Source organism: Fictibacillus sp. EA-CB0309 (assembly GCF_055814265.1).
The window spans coordinates 3,151,707-3,174,402 of the sequence record NZ_CP169271.1; the positions used below are offsets into that span (position 1 = coordinate 3,151,707).

Below are 22,696 nucleotides of genomic sequence, written 5' to 3' on the forward strand. Positions count from 1 at the left end.
CTAAGAATGTTGTCTAAAATCTCTACATGCTCGTGCAGAGAGTTCATTCACCATCAATATTGAAATAAAAAACGTGCAGATCATGCATGTTTTCCATTTACCGTATTGGCATTAGTTGTAAGCGTTTTTAATATTATCAGATTGTCGCATTCTTCGCAACATAATTTTTTGACTTTTTCGACAATAATCTCGTGATATGCATCTCTTCTCGATTCACACACTTAAGTTTGCACAATTTTATTAAATAGCTAGACAAGAAACTGTCCTTGAAATTTTGGTAATGAAGGGGGTTTTCCCAGAGATCACGGAATACTTCACATAAAACTTGCTCAGCCGCTCGCTTGTCCCCTGTGATTCTCAAGGCTACTTGAAAAAGTAATGTGCTGTATGAATTGACCATTTGTTTTAATGCTTCGGGATCTTTATTTAATAATTGTTTTAACACATTTCCTTCAAGGTCTCTTTTTATTTTCATAACAGCATCACCTTTTATCTTAGACTTACTTTCCTATTACCCGGATATGATATATGTTAAACACTTGTATAACATTTGTTTATTATTTTTGTGTTTTTTGTATAACTAAAGGCAGTGCTTTTTGAAACAGCACTGCCTTAAACTGAATTACTTGGTTAGTTTTTTTCAATAGAATACTTGATTCCTGCGACCGTTCCTATTCCGAGCAGTGCGTATTTCAAGCCGATCAATGTGGCTTCGGGTGTTGCACCGCCTGCTTCCCAAAAAGCATAGAGCACACCAAGTACGACAGCCACTATGGGGATATACTTATTCGAAAATCGTTCCGTCTGTCGAATCGCATATAAAATCACAGCTAAACCAACGTATGGCGCAAAATCGTTAATAAAATCCATGATTTCCACCCCAGTTCAGAAATTTTGTAAAGCTTATACAAAACTTATTCTGGGTTGAATCAAAAAAGACCTTATCTGTATACGTTTGGGGAAGTTTCAAAAGAATCCACAAAAATCCGGTTTGGTGTCACAGTACATGAGTCCAGAGATTTTTGAGATATATCGACAAGTCTTCAAAATGTTCAAGCCGAAAGTCATGTTCGGCTTAATTTCATTGTCCCTCTACTGAGTGCTTTTTCGCATTCTTGCAACAGACTACCCACCAGCTCACCTGCTGATTTCACTTGAGCTAATGGTGATGCCTGCCCGGCCCACATGGAGATCATCTCTTTATTTTCTTGGCGAGCAGCTTCTTTTCTAATATCAGAAGTCAAAACGTGTTGAACTGGATAGGGCGGCAATACGTCACTAAAACTCTCCAAATCGGTCATCATTTGATTTTTAAATCCTCTTGCACTTTTACCTGAAAAAGCTTTCGTGATCTTCGTTTCTGTATCACTACTCGCTAGAATCGCCTGTTGATGTATCTTGTTCGCACCGCTTTCTTTCACCGTTAAAAATGCCGTACCAAGTTGCACGGCAGATGCCCCTAACGCCAATCCTGCTGCCATTCCTCTGCCATCCATGATGCCTCCAGCAGCAACTACTGGACAATTCACCGCGTCAACAATTTGCGGAACCAATGCCATCGTTCCAATCAATGCTTCATTTTGAACATCTATAAATGTCCCTTGATGGCCACCTGCTTCACTTCCTTGTGCGACGATCACATCAACTCCACAAGTTTCCAGCTTCAACGCTTCTTTTACTGTTGTAGCGGTCGCAATCACGGTAATCCCTGACGCGTGGAGCCGATCTACTAAACTCTTTTGAGGTGCATCAAATGTAAAACTAACAATTTTAACACCTGATGCCACTACTACCTCCAGCTGTTTTTCAAAGAGCTCCTGCATATCAGGAATCGCATTCACTTCTGAAATTCCTAGTTTTACTCGATATGTATTTAACTGTTGCTGCATCTTTAAAATGATTTCCTCATCCATTTCGTAACAGTTTGGCAGAAACAAATTCACTGCAAACGGAGCTTTTGTTAATTGCTGAATATCCCGAATGGCTTTACTAATTTGTTGAGGATTCATATATCCAGCACCGAGCGTTCCCAACCCACCGGCCTCACTAACTGCTGCGACTAACTCCGGAGTTGTCGGTCCTCCCGCCATGCCAGCCTGAATAATCGGGCATTTGATATTGAGCATGTTGAAAATCATACGTCATCTCCTATCAGAGGTCCTTTTCCATTCCAATCATCCACACATTTTTGACATACACATGTATTGCAGTCTGAAGCCGCTTTCTCAAGGAGTAGTGGGGCAATGGTGACATTCATGCACCAGCATGTTTCAGGTTTGTCTCCGTTAGTTATAGCACAATGGTTATCTTCTTTACACAAAGGGCAATTAGACATCGTTTTTCAACCTTACTTGCATGCCTTTTCCCCATTTTGCTAATGACTCTAAGGAAGGAACTAGATCCTCTCCAGCTTTTGTTAAGGAATATTCCACTCGTGGCGGAATCTCCATGTATTGTTTACGAATCACCAATCCCTGGTTTTCCATTTCTTTTAACGCCTGAGACAAGACCATGTTCGTAATTCCCTCTACATGCCGTTTCAGTTCGTTATAGCGCAGCGTTTTATTTTTCCATAACGCCCATATGATTGGAAGCCTCCATTTGCTCCCGATTAGCGTGAGGGCGAATGTTAATGGGCAGTCTTCTTTCCTCTTATATCCTGTCTCGTTCATCGCGAAACTCCTTTAATCAGTTTTTACTGACTTAGTAAGAAATTACTGCATACTTGTTTTCCTTTTTCTATGTAATAAAATTATAGCGTAATTACCTAAGCTGAGGAGTGAAGAAAATGGATTTGAAATACGAGATTCTTCCTGATCATCATATTGAGCTTTGCCGAGATCTCTGCAATGAACTTATGGATTACCAAAAATCAAAAGCCTGCATAACTCCTGAATTATTTGACACGATGAGTTTTGAAACACGATTGATCCCTTCAGTTAAGAAGGCATTACATAACTACATTGTCATTGTAAAAGATGGTGATGAGATTGTTGGTTATGTTTATTCAAACATCTCTCCAAAAGAAGTTTATTCGAGTGAGTTTGCTACCTTTTTTGATATGGATTCGGTTAAAAAAGAGCTTGTCGGCTGCCTGTCTCAGTTTTATATAAAGGAAGAATACAGACAATACGGTGTCGGATCTACACTCTTTAATATGTCTATGAATTGGCTTCGTAAATTTGAGGAGGTTGAAGATTACTTTATCTATGTTTCCAATGGGAATGATGATGCATTGGAGTTCTATCAGCGTAAAGGATTTTCAGTTAGCCATGAAATATTAGATGGATTTATAACGGTTTTACGCAGTAATAAAGTAAGTGGAATTTAAAATTCTTCAGTGATTTTAGGTCAATTTGACTGTTTTTCCGCCCTTCATTACTTCCTCCCTTTGTAGCTAGTTTTCTAGTTTTACAAATCTGTAAAATGAAGTTAATAAAAAGATTGTAGAATAAACCTGTTTCACCAGGATTTAGTAGTTTGTGCTGCAAGGGGTTAAAATTAAATTAATGGAGGCGTTGATGATGAAAAGGCACCGGAACAAGAATTTCCTTTCGCTTTTTTCAGTTGTGATTGCTTTAGTCGTAAGTTCTTTAGCATTCATCCCTACTCTTCAGGCTGCCGGTGACGGTACGTGGTCGAGTCCGTATTCTGTTTCTCAAAGCATTTCTAATCAAAACAATTCTTTAAAGACCGTACAAGGTTATGTTGTGGGACAACCAACTGCAACAACAACGGTTGTAACGAGCAATTATCCTAGCGATTATGCGCTAGCATTGGCCGACAGTGCCTCTGAAACAAACACGGCAAACATGGTCTATGTTCAGATTCCGTCTGCTTTCCGTTCACAGTTCGGATTGAAAACTAATCCAAGTTTAAAAGGACAATCTATTAAAGTAACAGGCTACCTATCTGCCTATTTTTCACATGCTGGTTTAAAAGATCCAACAGCTATGGAAAAAACATCGGGTACTACACCAACTGACCCGCCTACTGATCCAACCGATCCGCCTGCATACGATGAGTCATACTATGATACGGCTCAAGGGAAAACAGGTGCAGCACTAAAGACCGCTCTTCATAACATCATCGATGACCACACAGAGCTTTCGTATTCTGTCGTTTGGGAAGCGTTAAAAGTAACCGATCAAGATCCGAACAACAGCAATAACGTCATACTGCTCTATACAGGCCGCTCACAAAGCAAAACATCAAATGGCAGTAACGTAAACGATTGGAACCGTGAGCACGTTTGGGCAAAATCTCATGGTGATTTCGGAACGACGATGGGCCCTGGCACGGACATCCACCACCTTCGCCCGACTGATGTTAGTGTAAACAGTTCCCGCGGTAATCTTGATTTCGATAACGGAGGCACACAGCACACTGAAGCACTTGGAAACTACTATGATAGTGATTCATGGGAACCACGTGATTCGGTAAAAGGTGACGTCGCGCGTATGCTGTTTTATATGGCAGTCCGCTATGAAGGAGACAGTGGTGAGCCTCAGCTTGAACTCAACAACAACGTGAATAACGGAACCGCTCCTTACCACGGAAAAATGTCTGTATTGCTGCAATGGCACCTGCAAGATCCCGTTGATAACTGGGAACGCAATCGAAACAACATCATTTATGAACAATTCCAGCATAACCGCAATCCGTTTATCGACCATCCGGAATGGGCTGAGGAAATCTGGTAGATTTGATAGGAAGACGATTTGAAAGGGCTCACTTCGGTGGGCTTTTTTTGTTGTTAATTTGTAAATAAATGGTTAACGTGAATATATTTCAATTAACGTGAAATTAAATGAATTAATGTGAAATTATTTCAATTAATGTGAAATTGTTGCTTGCTAACGTGAATATATGGAGCAACTTCATATATAGATGAAGCCATGTCTTTTCTACGACTACATAAAAGACTGTAATCCTCTTCAGAAACACATAACAACTAAAAAAGAGAGTGACACACGATACGTGTCACTCTCTCTACATAAATACCTCATAATAGAATAAACAAATGCCGCATGCTGCCCAAGAAACCATGGCGAATACCGTGACGATCATGTTTTCCGACCATCCGTACTTAATACCGTAATGGTAATGAATGGGTGTGAAACGAAACAGCTTCTTTTTCGTCCGTTTAAAATAAGCCACTTGAATGATGACAGAAAGCTGTTCTGCAAGATAGATAATGAACAGAATGGGAATTAAAATCTCTACGTTTTCGATGATGGCGAGAAACGATAAGGTTCCTCCAATCGCGAGTGAACCTGTATCCCCCATGAACGCTTTTGCCGGATACAAGTTATAGATTAAGAATCCTAGAATTGTAGCAATCATCACCAAGCAAAAGACTTTCACTTCCGTATACTCACTGATTACAAAGAAAAAGAAGTATGTAGGAATGGCCACCATGCCGAGGAGCCCGTCCATGCCATCGGTAAAATTGATTGCATTCGCCGTCCCGACAATAAACAGTGTAATTATGATTAGATAAATGATGTAAGGAAGAACAATGTTCAATGATTCCGTCACCCGGATGCTTGTATCAATGTCGAAAAGATCGATGCCGACATATAGGAGTAGAATGGTGAACGCGAACTGAAACTTTAGTTTTGTCTTTCCTGATACTCCGCCAGGATCTTGTTTTGAAGCTTTCCAAAAATCATCTAGAAATCCAATAAAACTAAACAATATAAACGTTGCCACTAGAAAGAGCATAACTGGACTAGTCGTGTAATAATAAAGCGCGACGAAAATCCCTACAAAAAACACACTTCCTAACATCAAAGGTGTTCCCTTTTTTCTTGATGATCTGCGGGAAGCTCCACTCGAATAGGTTGCGTGAGTTTTAATTTCTTTAAAGTTAAAATTACTAGAGGCGCTATGGTAACGGTTAACAGAAACGTGATAAAAGCAGGTGTTAGCTGTAAAAACATAACTGCGGTCTCCTCTCTTATTTATCCACTGTAACTATTCGAGAAAAGATGAGAAGTTCCTCTAAATTGTAGGGGGTCTGACCCCGGGTCAGACCCCTACAATTTAGACACAATTTAGATAGGAAAATGTGCTGTGGGACTTCCGAGTGATAGACACCTTTCGCACGGATTGCTACTGTTATAAAGTGTAAGAATTTTCAGAATAAGGAGACGAACATATGAGAGGAAAACGTGTTTTAGTTTGTACCATGTTAAGTACAGCCATGCTTTTATCCAGTGTAACCCCTATAATTTTTGCTGAGAGTTCTTCAAAAGAAAACCACGTGAGACCAGGTGATTGGAACCGCCCTGTTCCCTCTTCAGCTGTTCTTCACCCGGGAACTCCTGAAAGCGCTTCATTAAAACGTGAGCCGCTTAACCAGATTGATCATTTTATAGCGCAAGAGATGGAAAAACGTACGATGCCAGGTGCTGTTGTACTCGTTGCGCGCAGCGGTAGTATCGCAAAACATGATGCTTATGGCTATTCAGCTCGTTACACAGATGACAAATTTACCGAGATGGACAACCCTGTTGAGATGAAGAAGGATACGATCTTTGACATCGCATCAATTTCCAAGCTTTTCACGACCACCGCCGCGATGCAACTGTATGAACAAGGAATGTTTGACTTGGATGATCCTGTTGGCAAGTACATTCCAGAGTTTAATGAAAACGGAAAAGAAAACGTTACGATTAGGCAAATCATGACACACACTTCAGGCTTTGTCGCTTGGATACCGCTATATAACATGGGAACCAATCGCGAAGATCGCCTGCAGATTGCACTAAAGTATAAACTCAATAAACAGCCTGGCACGACCTATACATACAGTGACCTTAACTTGATTACACTTGGCGTTTTAGTTGAACGCCTCACAGGGCAGCGTCTTGATGAATATGTAAAGAAAAACATAACAGAGCCACTCGGGATGAAGGACACGATGTACAACCCTCCTGCAGAGCTCCGTGAACGTATCGCAGCAACAGAGTATCAGCCAAACATCGGACGAGGTATGGTTTGGGGCAGCGTTCACGATGAAAACGCTTGGAGTCTTGACGGAGTTGCTGGTCACGCTGGTGTTTTTTCAACTGCTAATGATTTAGCAGTCTTTGGCCACATGATCTTACAAAAAGGAAAATATGGAGGGACTGAAATCTTACAGCCTGAAACGGTTCGCTTATTAACAGAAAATCAGCTTCCACAGTTCCCAAGCAACTCTCACGGACTTGGCTGGGAGTTGAATCAAGGCTGGTACATGGATTCTCTTGGAAATGAAGAAACACTCGGCCACACCGGATATACCGGTACATCCATGGTCGTGTCGCCGAAAAATCAAACGATTGTTCTGACGTTAACGAACCGCGTCCATCCTTCACGAGCAACGGTTTCCATGAACCCGATCCGACGCAAGGTTGCTCAGCTTGCTGGTGATGCAATCTCTGTACCAATGGAGCATAAGGATAAAGCATGGTTTGCTGGATATGGCGATAATTTGAAGAAAAGTTTAACGTTTGCTGTAGGTGAAGAGCAGCGTGTGCTTCATTTTAATAACTGGTTTAGCATCGAGAATGGCAGTGATAAAGGGCTTCTTCAGGTTTCTAGTGACGGTGAAACGTGGACTGCACTGCCGAACGCTTTTACCGGAAAAGAAGAAAAATGGAATCACGAGAAAGTGGAATTACCTGAAGGAACAAAACTGGTTCGATTCCTCTATCAAACAGATGCTTCTGTAAACGGTAGAGGTTGGTATGTGGATGATGTGTATGGCACAGATTCTGATGGTGAGAAGAAACCGTTAGACGTAAAAGAAAACCAATGGGAGGCACGCAGCTGGTAGTCTTTTTTTAAACCTAATGGTCTTTCAGGAGGTTTTTTATCGGTTTATAGAGAATGAACGGGTAAGAAACATTTGGAGGAATTTTAGATGAATCAGCCACTTATTCAAGAAATGCATTACTTTAGAATGCCCGTTACAGATCTTCAGGAATCTGTTAAATGGTACACCGAACGTTTAGGATTTCAATTAAACCATCGTAACGAGAACTTGGCCGTTGTGGAATTACAATCAGGTCCTCTATTAATCTTAGTGAAAGCAGATCAAAGCTCTCGGGGACATTTTACGGTAAACGGACAGAGTGAATTTTCTGTTGCATTTACCACTTCTGACATCCAACAGCTTCACTTCTCTTTTAAAGAGCAAGGGATACAGGTCGATGAGATGAAGGAAGACAATGGTCATCTCTATTTTCACTTTTTTGATCCTAGTGGAAACAAACTTCAAGTACATAATTAGGAAGCGGAAGAGCAGTTCTTTAGAAAAAGAACTGTCTTCTGTGCCTAGTTTTTGTCTCTTTCAGCTTGTTGTAAACCGTAAACATAATCCATTCTTTCTTTTGCGATTGTAAATGGTTCTTGAAGCTCTGAAGGCAAACTTTTACTCGTAACGGGGCCCTCGCTCGTATCAATCTGAGCTTTTGCAAGGATCGTTTCATACGTCATAAGTGCATCGATAAAAAGTTTATATTCATATGATGTTAATAATTCTTTGCTAGAAATATCTCCGTTCAATTCATCAAAATAAGGTTGGAGTACAAAGGATATTTCCTTCAACTTTTCTTTTTCCTCTTTTGCCATCAAATCATAATTAATATTTCCGTACCTGTCTCCGTATTCTACTTTTGCATCCGTTAAAACATTTAATGCTTGTCTAAATTTTTCATATTCTGTATCACCAAGGTCACCTTTCGCTTGTGAGAGCTTTGCATTAAAGACCATATAACCCTCAAGTGTAGCAGATGCAACGTGTTTCTTAACATTCTCAAAGGATCCATAAACTCCATCCGCCAATATGGATTGGTAGGCGAATGCGCTAGTCGGAATAATAAACAATGCGATGAGTAACGCAGCTACACGTTTTTTCATTCCCAGCCCTTTATTTGCAGCCATTTGATTCAATACTCTACTTTTTAACTCAGGTGGCGGACTAATTTTCATAGCCTCTTCTTTTAAAGCATTTTTTAGTTGATTGACATGTTCCACTAGACATTTTCCACCTTTCTTAAAAAAATGTTTTCCGTCTGTTCATGTTCTCGTAGTTTTTTTAATCCTGCATGAATTCTGGATTTCACCGTTCCAAGTGGTAATTTCAAAATGGCGGCTACCTCTTCTTGTGAATGTTCATTGAGATAGCGTAAAATAATGACTTGCCTTAATTTATAAGGAAGTTGGTCAACGAGCTGAACAAGTTGTTTGTTCGAAAGTTCGTCCACTACTCCAGGGGAAAAATCTTCTGTGATTTCAATTGGTTGCTGTGATACTTTTTTGTTGTTTCTAAACGAAAGCCACCGTTTTCGTCGGTGAGCTGAGATTTGCTTAATTGCAATCCCTTTTAACCATGGCCGAAATGCTTTTTCTGTGTTATAACGACTTAAGCTCTTGAATACTTCCACATAAATCTCTTGAACAACATCTTCTACATCCGCTTTTTCTTCTAACAAAAAATGTACGGTATGATAAACATCATGAACGGTTTTTTCATAAAGCTCACCATATGCGTGTTTACTTCCAGATAGCGTACGTTGAATTAGCTCACCGTACTCGTTTTGGGTATACAATCGCACCCCTCCTTTACGTTTCACAATCTATTGGTAAGAACTTTCCATTTCGTTCGATTTTTTTCAAAAATAAAAAGCAGTTCCACTTCCTTTGAGGAACTACTTATTTCTATTTACTCAGTTTTTTCATGTGCTGTTCTGTAATAATTGAGTTTTGTTATTGAAATGAAGCCTTTTTGTAATCTAGGTTGATGAACATAGTGAGAAAATTGGAGCTTATGATTAAAAGTTCCAACCAGTGTGTGTATCATAATTGTACCGCCTTAGAAATCTTTAATTAATTGACGTAACTCCTTAGGATAAAGAATTTTGCAACTTGCTAAAATCTCCTCTTTCCTTATCCACTTAGCCACTGTTATCTGCTGACCTTCTGAAACAACAAAGAATTTTCTCGCATATAAACCAGGATCTTTAAATTCTACTAAATAAATCTGTGATATTTCATGCCCTATATTGTTATCGACAGTAAAAATATTCTCTACACAAGTTATGTAACGCATAACATTGATTTCAACGGCAAGCTCTTCTTTAAATTCTCGAATCAGTGTATCATCAGATTTCTCACCAAATTCAATAGTCCCGCCGATTGGACGATAATAGGTACCTTTTCCTTCTGAATGTTTTCCCTCTCGCTCTTCTAACAGTATATAGTCGTTATTTACTAAAATGCCGAGTGCATTGGCTCTTAGACGCAAGTTGAATCACTCCTATCATTGGTAATCACGTGAAAAATGGCTTCAACCCGTCACTATCCTCTCCGGCCTCGTATACACATTCATAGAATCGCCGCGGATAAATCCGACTGTTGTAATCCCCAGTTCTTCTGCCGATTGCAGTGCAAATTCCGTTGGAGCCGATTTAGAAAGCACGATCTCACACCCGATCTTCGCTACCTTCAACAAAATCTCCGACGAAATCCGGCCGCTAAACACAAGAATCTTGTCCCCTATAAAAATATCATTCTTTAAACAGTATCCGTAAATTTTATCTAATGCATTATGCCGACCGATATCCATTCGACTCAGCACGATTCCGTTCACATCACAAAGTGCTGCGTTATGCACACCACCTGTCTCTTGAAAAATGCCTGCTCCACTCTGCATCTCTCGCATCAATCGGAAACAGTCCTGAGGCGTTACTCTCACCCTCACTATATCCATCGATTTTGCCGTCAGCGCATCATTCGCAAACACAAATCCTTGCCGGCTCATCCCGCAACATGACGTTATGTATCTCTTATTCTGCAAATTTTGATAAAGTGGATTCAACCGATCTGTCGCCACATGAACATAGCTGCCGTCTTCTTGTATCCATATGTCTTTAATATCTTTATAGTTTCGGATGATTCCTTCTGATGCGAGATAACCGACCACCATGTCCTCTATGTATTCCGGGCTGCACACCATCGTCACGAACTCTTCCCCATTGATCTTAATTGTTACCGGAAGTTCAGTTACGATCGTATCTTCACTTCTTGTAGCGTTCCCATTTTTAAACTGCAGAATTTCACGCTTTGTTACAACAGGCTTCATGATGAGATCACCTCCACTAAGCAATCGGTTTATCAAATACAAACACGGAAACAGCCATATCCTCATCAACTTTAAAGTCAGAGAACAGATGAACAAACTTTGCTCCAGTTACATCTTCCAACCCTTCAGGCGGTGCTGTTGCGTATACGTCCTGAATGAGGCGTGTTCTTGCGGCATGCACCATTTCTTTGCCTTCTGCTGTTCGTGCAATGAATTTTTCAGTAGGTGTCAAATTTCCGTACATGGTTGAGATCGCCATGTTTTCAACAAAGACCGTATGAATTTTCTCAGGCCCTTTTCCTAGCAGATTCTTTCGCAGTTTGCGGATAATATCGTTGAAGTCATGCACTTTCTTAGACATTTGAATCATCACCACAGTTTCTCCATTTTTTACTAATCATACATGATGCACTTCCTTTTCGCACGTGATAAAAATTCAGAATGCGAGAATGCAAGTCTTATTGTCCTTTCCCATTGTAAACGCTATAATAAGAAGAGAAAAGTTGGAAGAAATCTAGTTGTTGCTGTTTTTCTTCTCACTTACCGAATTACATAATTTGATGGATTGGCCTAATTGCATGCTCTGCTATTAAACTATTCCACCATGAACTCGCATTTTCTGTACGTGTATAGAATTTGTGCTTTCGTGGTGGATTTTTTTGTACCTTCAAACGAAAGGAAGATTCTATTTGGATAAAATGATTCAAATCTCAATTGACGGAAACACGTACGAAGCCCCATCTGGTACGTCCATTCTCGATATTATTAATAAAAATGAACTTTCCCATCCTCAGATTTGCTATACCCCTCAAGTGGACCCGATTGAAACGTGTGATACGTGTATTGTTGAGGTGGATGGAAAGCTGATGCGTTCTTGTTCTACAATGGCGCTCGATGGCATGAGTATCGAGCGTTCATCAACACGTGCGAAGGATGCGCAAAATCAGGCGATGGATAGACTGCTAGAAAACCATCTTCTTTATTGCACGGTTTGTGACAACAACAACGGCAACTGTAAGCTGCATAACACAGCTGAATTGATGGAGATTGAACATCAAGCGGTTCCCTACTCGCCAAAAGAAGAGCTTGTGGATATTGACATGTCTCACCCGTTTTACAGATATGATGCAAACCAATGTATCACGTGCGGTCAGTGTGTGGAGGTGTGTCAAAACCTGCAGGTGAACGAGACCCTTTCGATTGACTGGGAACGTGAACGCCCTCGCGTGATATGGGATGCTGGATCAAGTATCGACGATTCCTCATGTGTCAGCTGCGGACAGTGTGTGACGGTTTGTCCTTGTAACGCCCTAATGGAAAAATCAATGCTTGGTGAAGCTGGGTTTATGACTGGTCTAAAAGAAGATCTACTCGAGCCAATGGTTGAACTTGTAAAAGAAATCGAGCCTGGCTATAGCGGTATTTTTGCCATCTCTGAAGTAGAAGCTGCTATGCGTGAAACTCGTACGAAAAAGACGAAAACGGTTTGTACGTTCTGTGGTGTTGGCTGTTCGTTTGAAGTGTGGACGAAAGGCAGAAAGATTTTAAAAGTAGAACCAAGTGAAGGTCCTGTAAACGCCATCTCCACGTGTGTAAAAGGAAAGTTCGGCTGGGATTTTGTTAATAGCGAAGAGCGACTCACTACACCACTTATTCGAAAAGACGGCGTGTTTGTTGAATCCACGTGGGATGAAGCACTTACACTGATCGCTGATAAGATGAGCTCCATTAAAGAAAAGCACGGCAGCAACGCACTTGGGTTTGTTTCTTCTTCTAAAATCACGAACGAAGAAAACTACTTGATGCAAAAGTTTGCCCGCCAAATCATCGGCACGAACAACGTGGACAACTGCTCGCGTTATTGCCAGTCCCCTGCAACAGACGGATTGTTCCGAACGGTTGGTATGGGTGGTGATGCTGGTACGATTCAGGATATCGCGCAAGCTGGACTCGTGATTGTCGTTGGTGCGAATCCAACAGAAGGACATCCGGTTCTTGCCACTCGTGTAAAACGTGCGCATAAACTTCACGGACAAAAGTTAATTGTAGCTGATCTTCGCAAACATGAACTTGCTGAACGCTCTGATATTTTTATGAGTCCAAAACAAGGAACAGATCAAGTATGGTTGATGGCCGTTACAAAGTACATGATCGATCAAGGCTGGCACGATCAGAAATTTATTGATGAGAACGTGCATTACTTAGAAGAGTTTAAGGAAGTACTTGAGAAATACACATTGGAATACGCAGAAGAAATTACGGGGCTTTCACAAGAAACGATTATAGATGTTGCGAAAATGATTCGTGACGCAGATGGCACATGTGTACTATGGGGTATGGGTGTAACGCAAAACACGGGCGGAAGCGATACTTCTGCTGCCATCTCTAACTTGCTACTAGCAACGGGTAACTATCGCCGTCCTGGTGCTGGCGCTTATCCATTACGCGGGCACAACAATGTTCAAGGTGCATGCGACATGGGTACCCTACCTGCTTGGCTGCCAGGGTATCAGCATATTACCGATGACGTTGCTCGTGCGAAGTTTGAAAAAGCGTATGGCGTAACGATTGATAGCAAACCTGGTAAAGACAATATTCAAATGGTCGAAGGAATCGGAACAGGCGAAATCAAATCGATGTATTTAGTCGGTGAAGATATGGCCTTAGTAGATTCCAACTCCAACCACGTTCATGAAATGCTGAGTCAGCTTGAATTTTTCGTTGTTCAAGATATTTTCTTAACAAAAACGGCACAATACGCAGATGTTGTATTACCTGCAGCTCCTTCCCTTGAAAAAGAAGGAACATTTACAAACACAGAACGCCGCGTTCAGCGATTATATCAAGCACTGCCAACAACAGGCGGATCGCGACCTGACTGGGAGATCATTCAGGCCATCGCAATCAGAATGGGAGCAGATTGGAACTACACTCATCCGAGTGAAATTTTTGAAGAGATGGCTGGGCTTGCACCACTCTTTGGTGAAGCAAACTATGACGTGCTAGAACGCTGGGGCAGCTTTCTTTGGGGTGATTTTAGCGGAAAAAGTACGCCGCTTCTTTACACAGAAGGCTTTAACTTCCCTGACAAAAAAGCGCGTTTCGCACTTTCTGACTGGATGCATCCAGCTGAGTTTCCGGAAGAGTTCGATCTTCATATCAACAACGGACGCATGCTCGAACATTTCCATGAAGGAAACTTAACGAACAAATCAAAAGGTATTCAACATAAAGTACCCGATGTTTTCGTTGAAGTGTCCCCTGCTCTTGCAGAAGAACGCGGTGTTATCGATGGGTCGGTTGTCCGATTGATTTCACCATTTGGTGCAGTCAAGCTGAACGCACTCGTTACCGATCGTGTTAAAAACAACGAACTGTATCTACCGATGAACTCGGTAAACAACGAGACAGCCATCAACTTTTTAACAGGTCCTGCGGTTGATCACCGAACACATACACCTGCTTATAAACAAACGAAAGTACGAATGGAAATCATCAGCCGTGAAGGTGAAGTGAAGCTTCCTGGAAATAATCCAAGAAATAAAAAGCGTTATCCGCAGAACGGTGTAGAAGTTCAGCGTAAATGGAACCGTCCAGGTTATGTTCACCTGACGGATGAAGTGTAAGGGGGCGGATACGATATGGCACAACCAACTACTGTTATTAAAAAGAGCGTGAAAACCGAGGAGCAGATCCAGCAAGAGAAGCTGGCTGAACTCCAAAAAGCATTAGCTGAAAAAGATGCTGCGCTCACAAAGACTCTCGATTTTATTGGTGAACTAGACAAGATTGGTGCATTAGAAGCGGCAAACTGTATGCTTGTCGCAAAAGACAAAATTGCAAGTATTGCGCTTGGCCAAGCAACACGTGAGCCTGTTACGAATATGATCAACAACCTGATGGGTGCTGCTGGCGTTTTGACGAAGATGGATCCTGAAGTAACCGCCAAGCTACTTGATAGTGTCGTTGCTGGCGTAAAATCAGGAGAAGATTTTGTAGAGAGCGAGAAGAAAGTCGGTGCTTTCGACCTTGTAAAGTCGCTAAAAGACCCCGATATTAACCGCGCGATCGGCTTTGGTCTTCATTTTTGAAGGGCATGGGGCAGGAATTGAAGAAGTAATTATGTGGAAAGGTGACGCTGTGGTGGCGTCACCTTAATGCATGTTGAGTTTGGACAGATTATTGCTTGAATCGGACAGATTATCCTCAAGATTGGACAGATTACAGAAGAGATTGGACAAATTATTACTTGAATCGGACAGATTATTGCTTGAATTGGACAGATTATGATTTCAAACCCTTAAGTCATTGCCCTAATAAAGCAATCAACCGCTCTCTCCCTACAGAATGAACAAGTAAAGGTATGCGGGGACCATTGTTGCTGTTCAAAACAAGCTCATAGATGATACTGAACAACCTTTTTTGGTTGTTTCTCTTCATTTTTGGATCATCCAAATGACAAACATCGTAAACTTTTCTCATCAACTCATCATCTTGTAGATCAGCTTCATTTTGTAGCACATTCACAAAACCTTGTACCCATCCTTTCTCCGTATTAGTCAATGACCCAATATATCCTTGATTTTTCTCTTCATTAACATGAAGCACTTTATCAGGACACCAGTTTCTCAGCCAATATTCCGCCCTCGCACAAACTCCTTCTACCTCTTCTAGCGTATACTCCTCACCAGTTCTTCTCAATACGTCACGAACTACTTGTGCATCAAAATTAACAAGCGGTAAGATGCTCGCTACATGACTAAACTTCGGTGTACGTTTCGGTTCACCCCTCACCACTGATAACTCCAGAGCAGTCCTTATCTCTTCTTTCAACTGCTCGCGTTCTGAACTACTAAACCTCTCATATTCTGTATAGTTTCGAATCACATCTTCATCCAATCCAATATGAAAAGGAGCGTTAGGCTGATACTTTGCAAACATGAAAAGGATTACTTCAGGTGTATAGATTTTCAACAGCTCCCCAGGTGTGATGTTGTTTCCCGAAGAACTCGACATTTTAGCACCGGTGCCTTTAATGCTGATAAAATCATACGGCTCATACTGGGGCGCTTGAAAATTAAAGATTTCAGAAACAATCTCCTTTGAAACTCTGTAGCTCCCCGTCGCCGATGAATGATCTCTCCCACCTGGTTCAAACACCACGTCCTCAGCCATCCATCTCATCGGCCAATCCACTTTCCAATTTAGCTTGATGTTTGCTGCAACAGATACTTCTATAAAATCTGAATGCCCACAACAACACGAGTAGCTTAATGTTTCACCCTGAAACTCTTTAACGTTCACAGTATCTTTGCCGCAAATTTCACAATAGACATTTACCGGATAAAAGTTTTCTCGCTCTGCAACACTTGGTTTCCCTGTCTTAAACGCCATTAAAATATCGTATATCTGCTTTCGCTGGTGAAGAGCATGAAGAATTTGTGCATTGTATCTTTTTGTTCGGTACTCCTCGCTTTGATAGATAAACTCGGGAACTATGCCGAACTGACCCAACGACTGTTCAAACTCTTTTTCAAAATGCTCTGCGTACGAATTGTGGCATCCAAACGGGCAAGGAATTTTAGAGTACGGCATACCTATATATTTCTCAAAAGACGCGTCCACGTTCTTAGGTACTTTACGAAATCGATCAAAGTCATCCCATGAAAAGATGAAACGTGTTTTCTTTCCTAGTTTTTGTAATGCCCTCACCACAAAATAAGTGGTAACCACTTCACGAAAATTCCCGATATGAACCGAACCGGATGGGCTAATGCCAGACGCACAAACAAAAGTCTCACGCTCTAGATTTTTTCTAATTAATTCTTCTGCTATTCGATATGCCCAATGCATAATGTAATCACTCCTCCATTTTTATAAAAAAGAAAAACAAAAAAGCCCTCACCCCCAAGATTATTCATCTTGAGGACGAGAGCTTATTTAGCATTCGTGTTACCACCTCAGTTTGTTAACATGTCGCCATGTCAACCTCTTCAGGTACGGCAATGAAAAACAATCACTTGCGTATACCCTATCTCTGTAACGGGAGATCACGTTGTAGTATCAGCAAAGATAACTCTGCATCCGTACAAAGCTCGGAGTCTTTTTTCATTAAGGTGATTATTGCTCTTTCCCACCCACCAAGAGCTCTCTGGAAATAATGTGTCTTAATTACTTTTCTCTTCATAGCCATAAATTGTTAAATTTTTATTAGTATAAGCAGTTTTGTGAAAGTTGTCAAAATTTTTTTCTGAATCTCAGCAGAAGAAAAATTCCTATACAAACAAAAAAGACAATTAACCCAACATACAAAAACGTATAATTCTTATCGTCATTTTGAACAGCTTCATTACTCGTTTTCACAATAGGCTTTTTTGTTTGCTTTTTGAGAAACTCCTCAAAATACGCTCTGTCTGTAACATTGTGATGTTGTACTTTACCACCGGATATCTGCATCATTCCATTTGGTCCTCCGACAGGAGTTAAATAGCTGAACTCCTTATTTTCATCAAGAAAAAGCAAAAACTCTCCGCCGTCTTTTTGAAATTCATCCGCCCAACCAACATCGTATCCATCAATACCTGCCCTTATTTTATGGGGTACATCTCCTTTATACACCTTTTGGATGTTGAATTCATAACTCGTAAAAACCATATTTCTTCCTTGTGGTTTACTCATAAAATTATACTGTCCAACTACAATCACTTCAGCTCTTTTATAAACTTCCTCAGGTTCAACTTCCGCCCAACTCGTAGCATGAGCTTCAGAATTTATTAACATTACGAATAAAAACATACTAAAGAAAATGATCGTTATATGTCTCACCACTTACGACCAGCCCCCTTTGATAATTAGTCGATAATGAACAATGATTCGTTTCACGATAAAAAAGGATAGAACCTTAAAGTTCCATCCTTTTATTAAATCTTATAAGTACATGCTTTACTCAAGAATAAATCACGTTATACGTTGGCTTAATAACTCCGTTGTCAAAGTGTTTCACGTCTATAAGTTCCAGCTTAATGTGAGGTTTCACTTCACCAAACAATGGCAACCCTTCACCAATCATCACTGGATTCACTTTCAAAACCACCTGGTCTATCAATCTTTCATTCAACAACGAACCTGCAAGCATGGCACCACCGCAAAGCCAGAGTTTGCCAGATTCCTGATCTTTAAGATTTTTAATAAACTCTATGCATGGAGCTAGAAAAGATGTAATGCTTTAAGTCTTTAAAAGTACTTGGCTCTCCTGGTTTTAGACCAAATTGAAATCCGTATTCATACGTCTTCCCGCCAATAAGAACGGCGTCATACCCCTTAACGTCTTCCAAAAAGTCTATACATGATCGCCACTATACAAAAAGATCGAATCGTCCGCTTTTTCATTGATATCCGCGATAAAGTGATCAACCGTAATATGATAGATTAATTTTGCCACTCAATCACACCTTTCAAAAAATTATACCTCTCACTATTACTCTATTATTTAAGGAAAGGTCTGATCTTCGGAAAGATTTTCACAGCCGTATTGTAAAATACATCCTCATGGTGCTCCTCAGGTATGATTTCCTTCACAAAATCAATGTAAGGCTGCACCGGCACGAGCGGCCAATCTGTTCCAAACAAAAACTTTTTATAGTTATCCGTGAACGTTAACGCATGACGTAAATGGTTGAAGAAGCGCGGTGAATCTTTGTATCTCACAATATCTTCCCGTGTTCCAACGACAAGACCTGAAAGATCCGCATACATGTTGCGATTCTTGTAAACAACCTCTGCTCCGTCCAGTGTCCACGGATCACCGAAATGAGCCATCATAAAATTCACATCACGGTGCATGACCGCTACTTCATCTAGCGTCAACGGATGTGAGTACTTCAATAACCCTCTCTCAGAATACGTATCTCCTGTGTGAAAGATGACTGGCAATCCGTACTTGGCAGCTAGCTTATAAACCGGCTGATACACTTCGTCATACGCATAATACGGATAATAACCGAGGTAGATTTTAATTCCGACGACTTCTGGCTTTTGCACCGTTTCCTCAAGTTCTGCTAATTCTTTTTCACCGAGATGGTACGGATTAATACCTGCACAATACACGACATTTTCAGGAATCTGTGAACCTAGATCGATTCCCATTGGCGTTGGGGCTAGAGGGTCTGGGAAACCCTCTACCTCTTTTTCCGTCAGCCCCATCGCAATGCCTAGTACAACGCCCGCTTCCTCATACTCCCTTACGATTCCATCATAAGAATAGTCCAGTTTGGACAGGTTCGCTGCTGTATGTTTAAAGCTCTCAATATTTGAAAAATGCATGTGCGCATCAATGATTTTCATGAACTCTTCCTTTCTAACTGAATGTGATCTTCTTTAAATCTTCTAAAGCTGTATCTGGAATCACTTTATTGTTAAATACATAAAACACTGGAGACGTAACATGGGTAGAGCCGTGCTCAAGGTTAAGCTTTTCCGCATATCCAAGCTCAATCACTTCCAGGTTGATATATGAATCTAAATACGTCGCGTTTTGATTTGCCACAATCTGCATCAGATTTTCATGATCATCCGAACCAAAAACAACACTGCGGTCAATTGACATCTCCTGCTCGCCTTTCCCGCCATAAACCATCGCCCACTCGCCGCTTTCACTTTGAAAGCTTCCCCAGCTCTTCGTAAGTTCTGGTCCAGGATTTAAGAAACAACCTGTGTAAAAATTTTTACCATGTAGATAGCTTCCCATATTTTGAACAATTTCCGTCGTATGACACAAAACCGGAACGCCTGGCAGCAATAAGAAATACTTATGAATTTCAAGCCCTTTGAACGTTTCATGCTTTTCATAAAATGTGGATATCTTCAGACCCTTCCACACGTTTCCTTTGCTGTCCTCTTTCTCTGCAAAATCAACCGTGCTCTTCTCTTTTAATAGAGAATTAAGACTCGTGCCTTCTACAAGACCCGCGATTCCTCCAAACCAAGGATTCCACCAAGATTTTGGTGCAGGCTTTGGAAACGGCGAATCCATCCACTCGTGATTTTTGTACTGAAGAGAGAATAATGATGGCGCGAACTGTGCTGAAGCAGAAATGGTTATTTCACCGTTATCCACACGCAACACTTCAAGATCACTCATCACCGTCTTCTCGAAATGAACCGGCAAATCCTTCATGACGAAAGCCGCCGATTGTCTCGTAATATCAATAGAGTCCAGATTCATTTTTGACGTTAAAACATGAACGCCTTTATCGCTTGGCAATTGTATGTCAAACTCAGCACTCGTCATTTCTTCATCTGACGCGAACAGGTGACTTTGCAGAATCTCGTCATCCATTTTCATTTCGATAAATCCGTTAAAGAAGGATGACTTGTAATCTTGCGCAACAGCCTTGATCTGATTGCCACTTACAAAAGGATTGCTGTTATTAACAGATAGCGTCATATGATTGGTTAAGCGCAGTGATGGCTTTTCATTCTTTTGCGTCGCATATTCTCTGAACGACTGCCACTCTTGAAAGGCACCGATCGTTAACGTAACAGGTTTTGTCTCGACCTTTTGATGAGGAGCCAGCTTTCCAAAATTATGTTCAAAGTACATAAACCAGTTAGAGAAATGTACCTTTTCATCGCTTGGCCACGAGATGCCCCTTGGGTTTTTCTGCCCTCGTAAGAAGATCCAGTTTTCAGTTAGCTTATTGTTATTCCAATAGGTTAAGAAGGAACCCATTGAGTCGTTTAGCTCGATATATTTACCTTCATACGGCAGAACAGCTCGATCAAGCATACGGCACATGATCGGAGAGTTTAACCAGACCTCTTCTGTGGTTTCCGCTTCACTCGTATTGGTAATCTCATAATGCTGTTCCACTAGCCCTTCGCTATATAACTTCACTACAGTTGAGAGTTGCAATCCGGGAAACGCTTGCGATTGATAGATTGCTCTAAATCCTGCATATCCTTCATCTAAAAGAGTTTCAAAGTTTTCAGGACGAAGGCGAGAGATTTCTTCTGAAAACGGCTTACCCAGCTTCGGCACCATAAAAGCCATCTTATAATCCACATCACCTTTACCCGGTATAATCCAATTGTTGAATTTATCAAGTCTCAATTGATATTGTCCATTGTACACGTGAAAATAAGCGTCACACTCACCTGTAAGTTTTGCTCCGATTCCTTTTAGTGCAATGCCTATCTTCTTCGTAAAATGAACAGCACTTCCATCCTTCTTGGATGCTTTTATCGGTAGATCGGCCGAATAAAATCCGTGTTTCAACAGTGTGAATGGTACAGGTATAGACTGTTTCGCTTTCGGTGCTAACGTAATACTTATACCCCGATTGTCGATGTGAACCAACTCTGATGGTGGAAGTTCAAAGCTAAATGTCACTTCTTCATTAAAGTTGTTTTCTAGATTCAAATACAGTGTAGAAAATTTTCCGATAAAACTAAGGTTTCCAGGCAATGTGCAGTCCAGTTTAACAGGATACTTAGGTCGAATTCCTACTTTAAATTGCGCTTTCTTACCGTTGATCGTAAGCTGAGAAGTCACAGCCGGATGCGTTCTCCACACACTTTGTTCTTCTGTAATCGGGTTCACTTTAAAAGGAATTTCAATACTTTCCTCTTGTTGAACACTTACTTTTGTTGAAGATTCAAATTGAATATTCTTGTCGTTCATTCCTTTAATTTCAACAGCTAACGTCTTACCCGATTTATTTGTGATGTGATATTGAACCGTATAGTCAGATCCAAAAACAAGGTCAAAATTTTCTACGGTCGCTGAGATACTATAGTCGTCTGTTTCAATGGAACGAAGACCTCTTCCAAAGCGCTCAAACTCCATTTTCAAGTTTCCAAGAGTATCATGTTCCCACGAATACTCATAAAAATGAAACTCATTTTCCTTGTTGCCGTCTGGAACAGTCTCAATTTTTCGGTTGCTATTTTCGTACCAGCGTCCGTCGGCAAAATAATCTTTTACAGCTTCAGTCTGCATAACAGATGGCATAAAATTCATTAAATGAGTCGTATCATCTCTGTCTTCCCAGAAGAAACCACATTTTTTATAAAGTGGAACTGCCTTCGTGTTACCCGGCCATGTGTAAAGATCCAAACGCGGCCACTTCATTTCAATGGCTTTTTGAAGTGCTTTTAGTACAAGCTTTTTGCCAATCTTCTTGCCGTGATAGTCACCTCTAACGTTCAACAGTGGAATGTAGAGTGCTCCTTCATCTTCACGATACTCACCTAGACTGCAATAACCCACTACTTTGTCGCCATCGAGGGCCAAATATAAATGGAGGTTCGTTGAGTTCGATTCCTGTTTCAATACTTGTTCTTCTGTCATGATAGAGTTTCCGCCACCCCAGCCGTCTTGGCTCTTATTCCACATTTCAGCCACTGCAGCAGCATAGCTCGAATCATATTCTACAATCGTGATTTGATCGGTCGTTTGCGTGTTTAGTACTTCCATTTTTCTAGCCTCCAGTCGATTTTTATAATTTCTTCCCGTTAGTTACTCCACCTTTTTTTGTGTGATTTTCTGAATTGAATCATGTT

Annotated in this window: 20 protein-coding genes, 2 pseudogenes and 1 other annotated feature; of the genes and pseudogenes, 6 read left to right on the forward strand and 16 right to left on the reverse strand. The window is 40.9% G+C overall.

Annotated features, from left to right (window positions below):
* Positions 1 to 136: 136 nt before the first annotated feature.
* The 5 genes from ACEWFH_RS17690 to ACEWFH_RS17710 all read right to left on the reverse strand — a co-directional run bounded on the left by ACEWFH_RS17690 (position 137) and on the right by ACEWFH_RS17710 (position 2,672).
* Complete coding sequence (locus ACEWFH_RS17690) at positions 137 to 475, reverse strand: RNA polymerase sigma factor (protein ID WP_473725058.1); 339 nt, start codon at positions 473 to 475, stop codon at positions 137 to 139.
* 155 nt (positions 476 to 630) lie between these two features.
* On the reverse strand, positions 631 to 870 hold the full coding sequence (locus tag ACEWFH_RS17695) for a phage holin family protein (protein ID WP_473725059.1): 240 nt from the start codon (positions 868 to 870) through the stop codon (positions 631 to 633).
* A gap of 194 nt (positions 871 to 1,064) precedes the next feature.
* The gene (locus ACEWFH_RS17700) at positions 1,065 to 2,138 is read right to left on the reverse strand and encodes an NAD(P)H-dependent flavin oxidoreductase (protein WP_473725060.1); all 1,074 of its coding nucleotides are present in this window, start codon (positions 2,136 to 2,138) and stop codon (positions 1,065 to 1,067) included.
* Entirely contained in the window at positions 2,135 to 2,335 is a 201-nt protein-coding gene (locus ACEWFH_RS17705; RefSeq protein WP_473725061.1) for a cysteine-rich CWC family protein, read from the reverse strand. The genes ACEWFH_RS17700 and ACEWFH_RS17705 overlap by 4 nt, the downstream gene beginning before the upstream one ends.
* Positions 2,328 to 2,672 carry a winged helix-turn-helix transcriptional regulator gene (locus tag ACEWFH_RS17710; RefSeq protein ID WP_473725062.1) on the reverse strand — a complete coding sequence of 115 codons (345 nt, stop codon included), beginning with the start codon at positions 2,670 to 2,672 and terminating at the stop codon, positions 2,328 to 2,330. The genes ACEWFH_RS17705 and ACEWFH_RS17710 overlap by 8 nt, the downstream gene beginning before the upstream one ends.
* A 116-nt stretch (positions 2,673 to 2,788) precedes the next feature.
* On the opposite strand from ACEWFH_RS17710, the gene ACEWFH_RS17715 reads away from it, so the two are divergent.
* Positions 2,789 to 3,331, forward strand: coding sequence for a GNAT family N-acetyltransferase (locus ACEWFH_RS17715; protein ID WP_473725063.1), 543 nt, complete (start codon positions 2,789 to 2,791; stop codon positions 3,329 to 3,331).
* A gap of 193 nt (positions 3,332 to 3,524) precedes the next feature.
* On the forward strand, positions 3,525 to 4,703 hold the full coding sequence (locus tag ACEWFH_RS17720) for an endonuclease (RefSeq protein WP_473727341.1): 1,179 nt from the start codon (positions 3,525 to 3,527) through the stop codon (positions 4,701 to 4,703).
* Between the two features lie 289 nt (positions 4,704 to 4,992).
* Here ACEWFH_RS17720 and mraY read toward each other — a convergent pair whose 3' ends face one another.
* The gene (mraY, locus tag ACEWFH_RS17725; protein WP_473727342.1) at positions 4,993 to 5,970 is read right to left on the reverse strand and encodes a phospho-N-acetylmuramoyl-pentapeptide-transferase; all 978 of its coding nucleotides are present in this window, start codon (positions 5,968 to 5,970) and stop codon (positions 4,993 to 4,995) included.
* Between the two features lie 193 nt (positions 5,971 to 6,163).
* Here mraY and ACEWFH_RS17730 point away from each other — a divergent pair, with 193 nt between their 5' ends.
* Positions 6,164 to 7,825 (forward strand): serine hydrolase domain-containing protein, encoded by a 1,662-nt coding sequence (locus ACEWFH_RS17730; RefSeq protein ID WP_473725064.1) that lies wholly within the window; start codon positions 6,164 to 6,166, stop codon positions 7,823 to 7,825.
* A gap of 87 nt (positions 7,826 to 7,912) precedes the next feature.
* Positions 7,913 to 8,281, forward strand: a complete 369-nt coding sequence (locus ACEWFH_RS17735; RefSeq protein WP_473725065.1) for a VOC family protein — start codon at positions 7,913 to 7,915, stop codon at positions 8,279 to 8,281.
* A 44-nt stretch (positions 8,282 to 8,325) separates the two neighbouring features.
* Here ACEWFH_RS17735 and ACEWFH_RS17740 read toward each other — a convergent pair whose 3' ends face one another.
* From ACEWFH_RS17740 to ACEWFH_RS17760, 5 genes are all read right to left on the reverse strand, one after another.
* Entirely contained in the window at positions 8,326 to 8,982 is a 657-nt protein-coding gene (locus ACEWFH_RS17740) for a DUF3600 domain-containing protein (protein ID WP_473727343.1), read from the reverse strand.
* 44 nt (positions 8,983 to 9,026) lie between these two features.
* On the reverse strand, positions 9,027 to 9,602 hold the full coding sequence (locus ACEWFH_RS17745; protein ID WP_473725066.1) for a sigma-70 family RNA polymerase sigma factor: 576 nt from the start codon (positions 9,600 to 9,602) through the stop codon (positions 9,027 to 9,029).
* A gap of 263 nt (positions 9,603 to 9,865) precedes the next feature.
* Positions 9,866 to 10,297, reverse strand: a complete 432-nt coding sequence (locus ACEWFH_RS17750; RefSeq protein WP_473725067.1) for an NUDIX hydrolase — start codon at positions 10,295 to 10,297, stop codon at positions 9,866 to 9,868.
* Positions 10,298 to 10,339: 42 nt separating this feature from the next.
* Positions 10,340 to 11,134, reverse strand: coding sequence for a formate dehydrogenase accessory sulfurtransferase FdhD (fdhD, locus tag ACEWFH_RS17755; RefSeq protein WP_473725068.1), 795 nt, complete (start codon positions 11,132 to 11,134; stop codon positions 10,340 to 10,342).
* Between the two features lie 16 nt (positions 11,135 to 11,150).
* Positions 11,151 to 11,495: a Na-translocating system protein MpsC family protein gene (locus tag ACEWFH_RS17760; protein WP_188403957.1), complete on the reverse strand. Its 345-nt coding sequence runs from the start codon at positions 11,493 to 11,495 to the stop codon at positions 11,151 to 11,153.
* A gap of 337 nt (positions 11,496 to 11,832) precedes the next feature.
* On the opposite strand from ACEWFH_RS17760, the gene fdhF reads away from it, so the two are divergent.
* Together fdhF and ACEWFH_RS17770 are read left to right on the forward strand one after the other, a co-directional pair.
* A complete protein-coding gene (fdhF, locus tag ACEWFH_RS17765; protein ID WP_473727344.1) occupies positions 11,833 to 14,760 on the forward strand; it encodes a formate dehydrogenase subunit alpha in 2,928 nt (975 codons plus the stop codon).
* 15 nt (positions 14,761 to 14,775) lie between these two features.
* A pseudogene (locus tag ACEWFH_RS17770) lies at positions 14,776 to 15,254 on the forward strand (helical membrane plugin domain-containing protein).
* 185 nt (positions 15,255 to 15,439) lie between these two features.
* Here ACEWFH_RS17770 and lysS read toward each other — a convergent pair.
* The 5 genes and pseudogenes from lysS to ACEWFH_RS17795 form a co-directional block, all read right to left on the reverse strand.
* Positions 15,440 to 16,987, reverse strand: coding sequence for a lysine--tRNA ligase (gene lysS / locus ACEWFH_RS17775; RefSeq protein WP_473725069.1), 1,548 nt, complete (start codon positions 16,985 to 16,987; stop codon positions 15,440 to 15,442).
* 68 nt (positions 16,988 to 17,055) lie between these two features.
* Positions 17,056 to 17,330, reverse strand: a binding site (T-box leader).
* A 41-nt stretch (positions 17,331 to 17,371) separates the two neighbouring features.
* On the reverse strand, positions 17,372 to 17,914 hold the full coding sequence (locus ACEWFH_RS17780) for a hypothetical protein (RefSeq protein WP_473725070.1): 543 nt from the start codon (positions 17,912 to 17,914) through the stop codon (positions 17,372 to 17,374).
* Positions 17,915 to 18,080: 166 nt separating this feature from the next.
* Positions 18,081 to 18,575 (reverse strand): annotated as a pseudogene (locus tag ACEWFH_RS17785) (dihydrofolate reductase family protein).
* A 44-nt stretch (positions 18,576 to 18,619) separates the two neighbouring features.
* Positions 18,620 to 19,477 (reverse strand): amidohydrolase family protein, encoded by an 858-nt coding sequence (locus ACEWFH_RS17790; RefSeq protein WP_473725071.1) that lies wholly within the window; start codon positions 19,475 to 19,477, stop codon positions 18,620 to 18,622.
* 13 nt (positions 19,478 to 19,490) lie between these two features.
* On the reverse strand, positions 19,491 to 22,610 hold the full coding sequence (locus ACEWFH_RS17795; protein WP_473725073.1) for a GNAT family N-acetyltransferase: 3,120 nt from the start codon (positions 22,608 to 22,610) through the stop codon (positions 19,491 to 19,493).
* Positions 22,611 to 22,696 lie beyond the last annotated feature (86 nt).